Origin of the sequence: Methylobacterium sp. WL19 (genome assembly GCF_008040005.1) — a bacterium.
Lineage (GTDB): Bacteria > Pseudomonadota > Alphaproteobacteria > Rhizobiales > Beijerinckiaceae > Methylobacterium > Methylobacterium bullatum.
Genome location: NZ_VRVC01000146.1, coordinates 1 through 11,954, shown reverse-complemented (window position 1 = coordinate 11,954; position 11,954 = coordinate 1). Strand labels below are relative to the sequence as shown.

Below are 11,954 nucleotides of genomic sequence, written 5' to 3'. Positions count from 1 at the left end.
GCGCGAGATGGCCCCCGCACGCCCGCCCCGCCTTCGGCTTCGGTGCCAAGGATCCGGCGGCGCTGCAGCTGGGCGAGATCGCAGGGCGCGTGACCGTCTTGCGCAGTCCGCGCATCCCCCCGAGGACGGCCTTGCCGGAACTTGGAGCAACGTCTCCGGCGCCGTCACGCCGAAGGCCGACGGCAAGACGGTATTCGAACGAGGCGGGCCTGCGGGAGCCCGTGACCGGATAAAGGAGGTAGCGATGGTGACCTATCAATTGATGCTGGCCGGAAGCCTGATGCTCATGCTCGCCACGGCACCGCCTCTCATGGCGGCGTCGGGCGGCATTCGGGACGTCACGCTGTCGAGCGGCGGACTCGCCGAGGTCACCGTGACCCGGTCCGTCGAGGGCGACACCACGGTCGCGATCGACGTCCAGGCCGATCAGATCGACGACATCCTCAAGAGCCTCGTGGTGCGCGACCCCGCAGGCTCGGTCGGCGCCATCCGGCTGGACGCGGAGGATCAGGTCGAGGAGGTCCTGCGCTCCGCGCCCTTCACCGCAGACGATCTCTCGTCTTCCGCGCAGCTCGCGGGCAAGCTGCAAGGGGTCAAGATCAGGATCGAGAGTTCCGGGCGGGTGCTGGAAGGGCGCGTGCTCGGCCTGTCCACGCGGGACGCCGGATCCGACACCGGAACGGTGCGCGTGCTCTCCGTCCTGACGGAGGCCGGCACCTTGGAATCCGTGAAGGTCGAGGACGGCGTCACGGTGACGATCCGGGATCCCGCCATGGTCGACAGGATCGCGAAGGTGGTCGACGTGGCCGGTAAGGCCAAGGCCGACGGTGCCCGCCGCGTCGAGATCGCCCTCGTCGGCACCGGCAAGCGCGAGGTTCGTCTCACCTATGTGGTTCCCGCGCCCGTGTGGAAGACGAGCTATCGGCTCGTCGATGGCGGAAGCGGGCGGGCGAACCTCCAGGCCTGGGCGATCATCGAGAACGCCCTGGGCGAGGATTGGAAGGGGGTTGCCGTCACCCTCTCGTCCGGATCGCCGGTGGCGCTCCGGCAGCGTCTGCATCGCCGCTATTGGCGCCAGCGTCCGGAGGCCCCGCTTCCGATCGACGAGGTCGGTTTGCCCGACCTCGATCCCGGTACGGTCGCGCCCAGGGCCGCCGCGCGCGCGTTCCAGGACGACGGGATCGCCGCCCCCTCGCCTCCCCGCCCGGCTCCGATTTCGCGAATGGACCGACTGTCATTGCCGGATGCGCGCTACGAGGCCGCGCCGGCCGCGGCGGCTGCCGACGCGACGGAAGGGGATGTGGCGGCGAACTTCACGCTCCCCCACCCCGTCGATCTGGGAGTCGGCCGAACATTGTCCGTGCCCATCCTCGACACCGAGATCGAGGCCGCGCGGATCGCGCTCTGGAAACCGGGACAGGGCGTCCACCCGACCGCAGTTCTGATGATCCGCAACGGATCCGCGGCGACGCTGCCGCCGGGCATCATGACGATCTACGACGGCAAGCTCGGCTATGTCGGCGATGCGCGGCTGCCCGCGACTCCCGTCGGCGAACAGCGTTTCGCCGCCTTCGCCGTCGATCGGAAAGTCCGCGTCCAGGCCGAAACGCAGCCGAACCAGGTGCTGACGGAGATTACGGTCGTCGACGGCGCGATCCGGGCCAAGACACGGTCGCGCGAAGTGACGAGCTACACGGTGAAAGGTGCTCAGGACGCACCGCGCACCGTCGTGATCGAGCATCCACGCCGCAGCGGCTGGACCTTCACGTCCGCGGCACTCGATACCGAGACCCCGACGGCCTATCGGTTGAAGGTCTCGGTTCCCGCCGCGGGTACGGCCGAGGTTCAGGCGGTGCTGGAACGCCTCCACGTCGAGACTTACGCGCTCGTCGACGCAGACGCGTCGATGCTCCTGCATTGGAGTTCCCTTGCGGGCGACGCGAAGCTGGCGGACACCTTGAAAACGCTGTCAAATGCCCACTCCGACAGCGAAGCCGCTGCCCGTGAGATCAGGGAGATCAATGACCGGGTCGCGAAAGTGAGCACAGAGCAGGAGCGCATTCGCAGCAACCTCGGTGCGGTTCCCAAAGACAGCGAACTTGCCCGGAGGTATCTCGCTCAGTTGAGCACGCAGGAAGACGAATTCACCAGCCTCGGCGAGGCTCGATCCGAGGCCGAAAATCGTCTCAAACTCTCGCAAGAGCGCCTTCGCGCCCTGATCTCGAAATTGTAGGCGCGTATTCCTGCGCCGCATGGCCGAACCGATGCCGGTTTGGTGCATCTCGCAAAATTGTCGATCGCCGGGCCTACCCATCCGATCTCGACGGTGCAGCAGGAGTTCGGCGAGAAACGCTCAAAAGATCCGGACATTCTTGGGTCTGAACGTCTGGCCGGCGAAGAGCCGCCGGTCTCCTGACCATACCGTCCAAAGACGTGACGCGCTCGATTGTCCGATCTCTCAAGGCATTTCGCAGCACGCCGACGTCGTTGCACCCGGAACGGCATGTCACGCTCCACAAACCAAAGGCTCCTCGTTCATGAGCGCGATCCTCACGACCTGGTCGATCAACCTCAAGATCGGCATCCTGATAGCCGTCGGCGTCAGCGGGGGGATCGGCGCGCTCATCGGCTATCGCATCGGCCGGGATTTTGAGAGCTTCATGGCAGCGGATCGGTCTCCGACCCAGCGAGCGCTTCGCCTCGTCAACCGGGTCGCAATCGAACATGGCGTCTCGCAGGGCGAATTGTTGAGAGCGATGCTGGAAAAGTACGATTCCTCATGCGGCTCGACCTGTGTCGACAAGAAATGATCTGCAGAAGTCTTTAGCGGTGTGGGCTTGTGGCCCTGGCCAAGGCCATGATCGCGATGTTCCATGCGTCCTTCGACGGCGGCATGCCCTTGATCGCGCTCCGGGGATCCGACGTCATCACCGCCGACGTCCAGGCCGGTGTGAAGCGCTGGTTCCTGCAATGGGGGGCAAGCACCAGGAAGGCCGCGCCGCCATGCACTTGGCGATGGACTCCTCCACAAGGTGAAGGCGGAGGCCTTCCCTAGGCCGCTCGCCTGAACCCGGACACGATCCACCGGCCGGCGAACCAGATCGCCAGGAGCAGGAGCGGCGGCACCAGGGTGAGCCGTAGGAGACCCGCCTGCCCGCCGAGGGCATCCAGCCGCCGCTGCCAGCGCCGGCCCCGGAAGTTCCTGGCAACCAGATCCTGCTCCGCCTTGTCGAAGGCCGTGTTCGCGTAGAGAGGAGTGTCGTCGGGAAAGTCGACGAAGAGCATGGGGTCCGACTTCACCGACGCATCGAATCCGTCCTGGTATCGGTACTTGATCCGGTCGAACCGCGGCGGATGCTTACCCTCGGATGGCTTCCGGAAGACCTCCAAGAACGGCTTGGACATGTTCTCCGTCTCGAAAGGATTGGAGACGCCTTCCCGCATCTCGACGGTGAACTGGTCACGCCCCCGCACCGTGTCCGACACGTTCGCCCAGGTCATCCAGGCAACGAGCGCGATCCAGACGGCCGTCGCCACGAGCCAGAACAGGCCCCGCGTCACGTTCACACCCTGCAAGCCCCCCGGTTTGCCGTCGCGGCCGAACGTGGCAGGCATCTCTCGATTTCCGGAAGTGCCGTCTCGACCCCTTGCACCTGCTCATGCGGCAGGCCGCAATCGATGTCCGTCGTATACCCGACCGCGGCGATCCGGCGGCCCGGCGGTAGCGGTGACGGCTGGCCGCCAATTGCCCGCTCGACGTTGTGCAGCGCCGCCATCGGATCGGGCCAGCCGGCCGCCCGGGCAGCGCGCCGTCGACAGAGAAGGGTGTCGTCCTGACCGGAAGGCTGCCAGCTGGGGCCTGAAAGCGAAAGGGCCGCTCCGGCCGGCCAACATGTAAAACGATTCAAGATGTCCGATCCGGGAATCGTTTGACACGTCGGGGGCGTTTTCCTGCCTCGCGAGGCGTCTAATGCGGCCTTGGGCTGGTATCGGGCTGGATCAAGGGGTTCGGACGATACCAGCCTGAGAGCCCAAGCGCCTGTCTACGCTGGGAAAAGGAGTGGAGCGGGCGATCGGGATCGAACCGACGACATTCAGCTTGGGAAGCTGACGTTCTACCACTGAACTACGCCCGCGTGCCGACAGACGGAAACGGTCTCGACAGGCGAGTTCCGGCCCTTCAGCGGGGCGGACCATATCAGAGCGGCCCGCTTTGTCCACGGTCTCGTCGCGGCGTGCCGCGCGGGTTCACGTTCCCAAGGGGCGGGCTTTCCGATAGCGTATAGGCCGGTCCGGCCCATTGATCCGGCCCATCGCGCGACCGGGTCGGCTCGCCCCTTCGGCACGGCGCCCATCCCCAGCATGCGGATTGTCAAAAAGCACCGATGGATATCTCCTCCGCGCAGGGCGGCACGCACGCCACGATGAACGACGCCTCCGGCGGGTCGCCCCGCCGCGGCCCTCGTCTCGTTCTCGCCTCGGCCTCGCCGCGCCGGCTGGCGCTGCTCCAGCAGGCGGGCCTCGAACCCGACGCCCTGCTGCCCGCCGATATCGACGAAACCCCCAACACGTCCGAAGCACCGCGCGAACTCGCCCGGCGCCTCGCCCGGACCAAGCTCGACGTGGCGGGGGACGCCGCCCGACGTCGCGACGACATGCGCGACAGCTACATCGTCTCGGCCGATACGGTGGTGGCCGTGGGCCGGCGCGTCCTGCCGAAGGCGGAACTGGCCGACGAGGCCACGGATTGCCTGCGCCTGCTCTCCGGGCGCCAGCATCGCGTCTATACGGCTGTGTGCGTGCTCTCCCCCAAGGGCAACCGCCGCGAGCGCGTGGTGGAGACGCGGGTGCGGTTCAAGCGCCTCTCCGGCCGCGACATCGAAAGCTACATCGCCTCGGACGAGTGGCGGGGCAAGGCCGGCGGGTACGCCATCCAGGGCCTTGCCGGTTCCTTCGTGGTCAAGCTCGTCGGCTCGTATAGCGCCGTGGTCGGCCTGCCGCTCTACGAGACGATCAGCCTCCTCGACGGCGAGGGCTTTCCCGTGCGGCAGGCCTGGGGGGCGATGGCATGAGCGGGACCGTTCCCCCCAAGCGCAAGCCGGAGCCGTGCCCGGTCTGCGCCAAGCCCGCGCAGGCGGAGTTCCAGCCCTTCTGCTCGACCCGCTGCGCCGATATCGACCTCGGCCGCTGGCTCACCGACCGCTATGCGATCCCCACCGACGAGGACGAAACCGAGGACGAGGCCCCGCCGCACTCATCCTGAGGGGAAGCCTTGGAAGAACATCTCAAACAGGTCCTGACGCGCGGGCCTCACACCTCCGCGAGGGGAAGCCAGGCCCGCCCGTCGCGGGCGAGCAGGGCATCCGCCCCCGCCGGTCCGTCGCTGCCCGCCGCATAGGTCTCTACCGGGGCATCCCTCCAGGCCTGGATGAGGGGATCGACGGCGGCCCAGCCCGCCTCGATGGCGTCGGCCCGCTGAAACAAGGTCGGGTCGCCGACCATGCAATCGTAGATCAGGGTCTCGTAGCCGACGCTCGGCGCCTCGGCGAAGAAATCGCCGAACCGCACGGAGGAGGTGACCGCGCCGAGGCGCATGTCCGGCCCCGGCCGCTTGGCGTTCCACTGGGTGCTCAGACCCTGGTCCGGGTCGATGTGGAGGTGCATGACGTTCGGCGCGAGAGCGGTGCCCGCGAACAGGCCGTGACTCGGCGGCTTGAAATGCACGGCGATCTCGGTGAGGCGCCCCGTCAGGCGCTTGCCGGTGCGCAGGTAGAACGGCACGCCGGCCCAGCGCGGGTTGTCGATGGTGAGCGTCAGGGCCGCGTAGGTCTCGGTGCGGGAATCGGCCGAGACGTCGGCCTCCTCGCGGTAGCCCCGCACGGCATTCCCCTGCTCTTCGCCGGGCGCATACTGGCCGCGCACCGCCCGGTCCGGCGTCGCCGGCCGCACGGCCTCCAGAATCCGCGCCTTCTCGTTGCGGATGTCCTCCGCATCGAAACTGCCGGGCGGCTCCATCGCCACCATGGACAGGAGCTGGAACAGGTGGTTCGGCACCATGTCGCGCAGCGCACCGGTGGGCTCGTAGAAGCCGCCGCGCTGCTCCACGCCGATGGTCTCGGCGGCGGTGATCTGCACATGGTCGATGTGGCGGGCGTTCCAGATCGGCTCCAGCATGGCGTTGGCGAAGCGCAGCGCCAGGATGCTCTGCACCGTCTCCTTGCCGAGGAAGTGGTCGATGCGGAAGACCTGACTCTCGTCGGCCTGGTTCAGGATGCGGGCGTTGAGGGCGCGCGCCGAGGCGAGGTCGGTACCGAACGGCTTTTCGATCACCACGCGGCGGAAGGCGCCCTCCCCCTCCGTCAGCAGGCCGGCGGCGCCGAGCTGGTCCACCACCGGGCCGAAGAAGCGGGCGGAGACGGCGAGATAGAAGATCGCGTTGCCGCCGATGTCCCGGGCGAGCCGCCGATAGGTCTCCGCCGCCTCGAAATCCCCCCTGGTGAAGGTCAGGCGCTCACGGATGAAGCCCCAATGGCCGGGATCGATGGAGTCCGGATGGAATTCGGAGGTGTGGTCCTCGGTGAAGGACTGCATGGTCTGCGAGAGGTCGTCGCGCCATTGCTCGCTCGTGCGGTCGTTATGGTCGACCCCGACGATCTTGAGCCCATCCGCCAGCAGGCCGTCCGAGGCGAGGTTGTAGAGGGCCGGCATCAGCAGGCGCTTCGTCAAGTCGCCGGCCGCCCCGAAGATGACGAGGGTGCATGCCGGCGCCGTCCTGACCTCGTCGTTGGCGCGGGGCTGCTTGCCGTCGTTCACTGTGGCATCGGGATGGATCATGGGACGGGACACTCCGGGCATCGACGGCAACGCCGGTCAAACCGCCGATGCCCTGCGCCGTTCCGACGGATGGTGCAAGGCAGCGATCACTCGTCCGTGCGGACGGACTTATTCGTCCGTGCGGACGGCTTGGCCCCGGTCGATCGGCAGGCGGTCGCCCTTGAGTTCGTCGGGGGTCGGCAGGCTGCGCGCGTCCCAGCCGCCGCCCAGCGCGCGGATGAGGGTCACCGCCGTGGTGAAGCGGTTGAGCCGCACCTGCAGCGCGGTCACCTCGTTGTTGAGTTCCAGCGCCTGGGCGGTGATGACCGTGGTGAAGTTCTGCGTGCCCGCGCGGTACTCGTTGAGGGTGATCTCCACGGCACGGCGGGCGGAGGCCACCGCCTCCTCCTGCGCCGCCTGCTGGCGGGCGAGGATGCGCACGCCGGCGAGCCCGTTCTCCACCTCGGCGAAGGCGGTGAGCACGGTCTGGCGGTAGGTCGCCACCGTGGCGTCGTAGGCGGCCCTGGCGATCTGCACGGCGGCGGTGCGGGCGCCGCCATCGAGCAGGGTCTCGCTGCCGGCCGCGGCCACCGACCAGACCTGATTGGCCGCCGAGAACACGCCGTTGCTGGTCAGCCCCGAGACGCCGCCCGAGCCCGACAGGACCAGGGTCGGGTAGAAGGCCGCCACGGCGACGCCGATCTGCTCGCTCTGGGACTGGACGCTGCGCTCGGCCTGCGCGATGTCCGGCCGCCGCTCCAGCAGGGCGGAGGGGATGCCCACCGGGACCGCCGGCGGCGTTTTCGGCAGGCTTCCCTTCGGCAGGGACAATTCGGAGGGCGGCCGCCCGATCAGCGTCGCGATGGCGTGTTCGAAGGTCGCGCGCTGCAGGCCCACCGCGATGGCCTGGGCCTGGGTCGACTGCACCTGCGTCTGCGCCGTGATCACGTCGGAGCGAGCCGCCACGCCGGCATTGTACTGGTTCTCGGTGATGGCGAGGCTTTTTTTGTAGGCCTCCACCGTTTCGTTCAGCAGGCGCTGGAGCGAGTCCTGGTAGCGCAGACTGTAATAGTTCGTGGCGACCTCGGACTGGATCGCGAGGCGCACCGCCGCCAGGTCCGCCGCGCTCGCCTGGGCGTTGGCCACCTCGCTCTCGATGTTGCGCCGGATGCGGCCGAACAGGTCGAGTTCCCACGAGGCCTGGGCCTGGAGCGAGACCGAGGTGCGCTCGGTGCCGAGCGTCCGCGAGCGCGTGATCGTCGGCGCGCCGATGACGGTGGGGTAGAGCGCCGAGCGCGCCTGGGCGACGAGGCCGCGCGCCTGGTCGTAGGAGGCCAGGGAGACGCGCAGGTTCTGGTTGTCCACGTCGACGAGACGGATCAGCCGGTCGAGGGCGGGATCACGGAACACGCGCCACCAATCGCCGCGCTCGGCCCCGTCATTGGGCTGCGCCGCGCGCCAGCCCTTCCGCGTGGCCACATGGGCCACGCTGTCCTCGCGCATCCCGCCCTGCTTGAACGCCAGGGGCGTCTCCACGGACGGGCGCGAGTAATCGGGCCCGACCATGCAGCCGGAGAGGGTTGTCGCGAGGGCAAGGAGGGGCAGGCACCAACGCCCCTTCCCTCCCCCCCTTGCGGGGGAGGGTGGCCCTCGCGTCAGCGAGGGTCGGGAGAGGGGCGCGCCGTATCCGGAGAGGTCGCCCCCTCTCCCGCCTGCTCCGCAGGCACCCTCCCCCGCACCAAGTCGGGTCTGCCCGACTTGGCCAGCCAAAGACAGATCTCGGGCAAGCCCGAGGTCCTTGGGGGGAGGGTTGCTACGCGCGGGTCGCATCGTCCGGTCACGCCCGCTCATTCGGCCGGGCTCACCGAAACGCCGGGCGTCGGCTTCCGCCGACGGAGGCGGTCGAGATAGAGGTAGACGACGGGCGTGGTGTAGAGGGTCAGGATCTGGCTCACGATCAGGCCGCCGGCGATGGCGATGCCCAGGGGGCGGCGCATTTCCGAGCCTTCGCCCCCGGCGAGGATGAGAGGCAGGGCGCCGAGCAGGGCCGCCAGCGTTGTCATCATGATCGGCCGGAAGCGCAAGAGGCAGGCCTCGAAGATCGCATCCTTCGGTGTGGCCCCGCGCGTGCGCTCGGCATCGAGCGCCACGTCGATCATCATGATGGCGTTCTTTTTGACGATGCCGATGAGCAGGAACACCGCGATCAGCGCGATGATGGTGAATTCCGTGCCCGAGACGAGGAGCGCCAGCAGCGCGCCGATACCGGCCGAGGGCAGTGTCGAGAGGATCGTCACCGGATGGACGAAGCTCTCGTAGAGGATCCCGAGGATGGTGTAGACGGCCAGCAAAGCCGCCAGGATCAGCAGAGGCTGGCGCGAGGACGAGGCCTGGAAGGTCTTGGCTGCGCCCGCGAATTCGCCGTGGATCGTGGCCGGCAGGCGCAATTGCGCCTCGGCCTCCTCGATGGCGGCGGTGGCGTCCGACAGGCTCTTGCCCGGCGCCAGGTTGAACGAGAGCGTGGTGGCCACGAACAGGCCCTGGTGGCTCACCTGCACGGGCGCGTTGCCGGTCTCCACCCGGGCGAAGGCCGAGAGCGGGATCATGGTCTCCTTGGCGCTCGAAACGGGCGCGCTGGAGGAGGCGCCCGCCCCGCCCGCGATGGCGTTGGAGGCGGCGTTGCGGGCGGAATCGGCGGCGATGCTGGAGGCCGTCGTCCCCGTCGTCGCGGCCCCCGCCACGGTCCCGGCCACCGCGTTGGTGATGGCCGAGCCCCGCGCCTTGCCGCCCGAGGTCGAGACGAAGACGGTCTTCAACGTCTCCGGGTTCTGCAGGTAGCGCGGCGCGATCTCCATCACGACGTGGTACTGGTTGAGCGGGTTGTAGATCGTCGAGACCTGCCGCTGGCCGAAGGCGTCGTAGAGGGTGTTGTCGATCTTGTCGGGCGTGATGCCGTAGCGGTAGGCGGTGGCCCGGTCGATGACGAGGCGGCTCTCCAGCCCGCCCTCCTGCTGGTCGGAGGTGACGTCCGAGAAGACCGGGTTCTTCTGCAGCGCCTCTACGAGCCGGGGGGCCGCCGCGTAGAGTTCGTCGGCCGTGTCGCCCTGCAGGGTGTACTGGTACTGCGCGAAGCTCTGCCGCCCGCCCATGCGCAGGTCCTGGCGCGGGAACAGGAACAGCCGGGCGCCGGCCACCTGCGCGAGCTTGGGGCGCAGGCGGGTCATCACCTCGGTGATCGAGGCCCGCTCGCCCCGGGGTTTGAGGCCCACGAAGACGTTGGCCGAGTTGGTGGCGCGCCCGCCCGTGAAGCCGACGACGCTGTCCACCGCCGGATCGGCCTGCACGATGGCGGTGGCCTGTTCCAGCTTCTGCTTCATCGCCTGGAACGAGATGCGCTGGTCGGCCTGGATGCCGCCCATCATCTGACCCGTATCCTGCTCGGGGAAGAAGCCCTTGGGGACGATGATGTAGAGATAGACGTTGAGCCCGATCGTCGCGAACAGCGTGAGCAGCACCAGGCGGCGATGAGTGAGGGCGATCCGCAGGGTCCGCTCATAGGCGCGCAGCGTTCCCTCGAAGGCGCCTTCCAGCCCCCGGATCAGCAGGTTGGGGCGGCGCGGCGCCTCTCCCTCCGGCACGCTTTCGCGCTTGAGCAGCAGCGCGCACATCATCGGCGTGGTGGTGAGCGAGAGCACCAGGGAGATCAGGATCGCCAGGGACAGGGTGACGGCGAATTCCTCGAACAGCCGCCCGACGATCCCCCCCATCAGCAGGATCGGGATGAACACCGCGATCAGCGACAGGCTCATGGAGATGACGGTGAAGCCGACCTCCTTCGCCCCGATGAGGGCGGCCTCCAGCCTCGGCTTGCCGAGTTCGATATGCCGCTGGATGTTCTCCAGGACCACGATGGCGTCGTCCACCACGAAGCCGGTGGCGATGATGAGGGCCATCAGCGACAGGATGTCGAGGCTGTAATCCAGCAGGTACATGGCCGAGAAGGTGCCGATGATCGAGATCGGCACGGCCACCGCCGGGATCAGGGTCGCCCGGCCGGAGCGCAGGAAGGCGAAGACCACGCCGATGACGAGGACGACCGCGATGACCAGGGTCTCCTCGGTCTCGGCGAGGGAGGCGCGGATCGTGGCGCTGCGGTCGCCGGTGACGGTGAGGTCGATGTCGCCGGGCAGCGCCGCCTTCACCTGCGGCAGCGCCGCCTCCACCGCCTTGATCGTATCGACAACGTTGGAGCCGGGCTGCTTGTAGATGAACAGAATCACGCCCGGCCGGCCGTTGACGAGGCCGAGATTGCGCTTGTCCTCCACCGAATCCTCGACCTTGCCCACATCGGTGAGGCGCACGCCCGCCCCGTTGCGGTAGGCCACGACGATGTCGCGGTAATCCGCCGCCACCCGGCCCTGGTCGTTGGCGTAGAGCTGGTAGTGGCGGGTGTCGGTCTCGATCGCCCCCTTCGGGGAATTGGCATTGGCCGAGGCGATCGCCGCGCGCACCCCTTCGAGGCCGATCCCGTAATTGTAGAGGGCGGTGGGATCGAGCTCGACCCGCACCGCCGGAAGCGAGGAGCCGCCGATATCGACGTTCCCCACCCCGGGGAGCTGGGACATCTTCTGCTGCACCACCGTGGCGGCGGAATCGTAGAGCTGGCCCGGCGACAGGGTGTTCGAGGTCAGCCCGAGGATCAGGATCGGCGCATCGGCCGGGTTGAACTTGCGGTAGGTGGGGTTCGAGCGGAGCGCGGTGGGCAGGTCGGCCCGCGCGGCGTTGATCGCCGCCTGCACGTCGCGGGCGGCCCCGTCGATGTCGCGGTTGAGATTGAACATCAGGACGATCCGCACCGTCCCGACGGAACTGGTGGAGGTCATCTCGCCCACGTCGGCGATGATGCCGAGCCGCCGCTCCAGGGGCGCGGCCACCGTCGTCGCCATGGTCTCGGGCGAGGCCCCGGCCATCTGCGCCTGGACCAGGATGACGGGGAAATCCACCTGCGGCAGCGGCGCCACCGGCAGCTTGAAGAACGCGAAGATCCCCGCCAGCAGCACCCCGATGGTGAGCAGCGTGGTGGCGACGGGGCGGCGGATGAACGGCTCGGAGACGTTCATGGGCGGGGCGCCGTGACCGGG

The 11,954-nt window shown here is 68.4% G+C and carries 9 protein-coding genes and 1 tRNA gene; 5 read left to right on the top strand and 5 right to left on the bottom strand.

Going from position 1 to position 11,954, the window contains the following annotated elements; translation table 11 throughout:
- The first annotated feature begins 244 nt into the window (after positions 1–244).
- From FV220_RS21550 to FV220_RS25840, 3 genes are all read left to right on the top strand, one after another.
- Complete coding sequence (locus FV220_RS21550) at positions 245–2,233, top strand: DUF4139 domain-containing protein (protein WP_147833162.1); 1,989 nt, start codon at positions 245–247, stop codon at positions 2,231–2,233.
- Between the two features lie 42 nt (positions 2,234–2,275).
- Positions 2,276–2,416 (top strand): hypothetical protein, encoded by a 141-nt coding sequence (locus FV220_RS25845; RefSeq protein WP_210245959.1) that lies wholly within the window; start codon positions 2,276–2,278, stop codon positions 2,414–2,416.
- A gap of 121 nt (positions 2,417–2,537) precedes the next feature.
- Positions 2,538–2,810, top strand: a complete 273-nt coding sequence (locus FV220_RS25840) for a hypothetical protein (RefSeq protein ID WP_210245958.1) — start codon at positions 2,538–2,540, stop codon at positions 2,808–2,810.
- A gap of 241 nt (positions 2,811–3,051) precedes the next feature.
- Here the strand turns inward: FV220_RS25840 and FV220_RS21540 are convergent, their stop codons facing one another.
- Entirely contained in the window at positions 3,052–3,615 is a 564-nt protein-coding gene (locus tag FV220_RS21540) for a hypothetical protein (protein WP_246689512.1), read from the bottom strand.
- Positions 3,616–4,061: 446 nt separating this feature from the next.
- A tRNA-Gly gene (locus tag FV220_RS21535) sits at positions 4,062–4,136 on the bottom strand.
- Between the two features lie 288 nt (positions 4,137–4,424).
- On the opposite strand from FV220_RS21535, the gene FV220_RS21530 reads away from it, so the two are divergent.
- Complete coding sequence (locus FV220_RS21530) at positions 4,425–5,072, top strand: Maf-like protein (RefSeq protein ID WP_147833163.1); 648 nt, start codon at positions 4,425–4,427, stop codon at positions 5,070–5,072.
- Entirely contained in the window at positions 5,069–5,263 is a 195-nt protein-coding gene (gene yacG, locus FV220_RS21525) for a DNA gyrase inhibitor YacG (protein WP_056149216.1), read from the top strand. The genes FV220_RS21530 and yacG overlap by 4 nt, the downstream gene beginning before the upstream one ends.
- Before the next feature lie 47 nt (positions 5,264–5,310).
- Here yacG and zwf read toward each other — a convergent pair whose 3' ends face one another.
- From zwf to FV220_RS21510, 3 genes are all read right to left on the bottom strand, one after another.
- Positions 5,311–6,834: a glucose-6-phosphate dehydrogenase gene (gene zwf, locus FV220_RS21520; RefSeq protein ID WP_147833160.1), complete on the bottom strand. Its 1,524-nt coding sequence runs from the start codon at positions 6,832–6,834 to the stop codon at positions 5,311–5,313.
- Positions 6,835–6,942: 108 nt separating this feature from the next.
- The gene (locus tag FV220_RS21515) at positions 6,943–8,418 is read right to left on the bottom strand and encodes an efflux transporter outer membrane subunit (protein WP_281406099.1); all 1,476 of its coding nucleotides are present in this window, start codon (positions 8,416–8,418) and stop codon (positions 6,943–6,945) included.
- Between the two features lie 242 nt (positions 8,419–8,660).
- Positions 8,661–11,933 (bottom strand): efflux RND transporter permease subunit, encoded by a 3,273-nt coding sequence (locus FV220_RS21510; RefSeq protein ID WP_147833158.1) that lies wholly within the window; start codon positions 11,931–11,933, stop codon positions 8,661–8,663.
- Positions 11,934–11,954 lie beyond the last annotated feature (21 nt).

Bases quoted from the DNA above. Each gene is read 5' to 3' on its own strand.
- yacG (WP_056149216.1), top strand. From the start codon at position 5,069: ATGAGCGGGACCGTTCCCCCCAAGCGCAAGCCGGAGCCGTGCCCGGTC.
- FV220_RS21530 (WP_147833163.1), top strand. From the start codon at position 4,425: ATGAACGACGCCTCCGGCGGGTCGCCCCGCCGCGGCCCTCGTCTCGTT.
- zwf (WP_147833160.1), bottom strand. From the start codon at position 6,834: ATGATCCATCCCGATGCCACAGTGAACGACGGCAAGCAGCCCCGCGCC.
- FV220_RS21540 (WP_246689512.1), bottom strand. From the start codon at position 3,615: ATGCCTGCCACGTTCGGCCGCGACGGCAAACCGGGGGGCTTGCAGGGT.
- FV220_RS21510 (WP_147833158.1), bottom strand. From the start codon at position 11,933: ATGAACGTCTCCGAGCCGTTCATCCGCCGCCCCGTCGCCACCACGCTG.
- FV220_RS25840 (WP_210245958.1), top strand. From the start codon at position 2,538: ATGAGCGCGATCCTCACGACCTGGTCGATCAACCTCAAGATCGGCATC.
- FV220_RS21550 (WP_147833162.1), top strand. From the start codon at position 245: ATGGTGACCTATCAATTGATGCTGGCCGGAAGCCTGATGCTCATGCTC.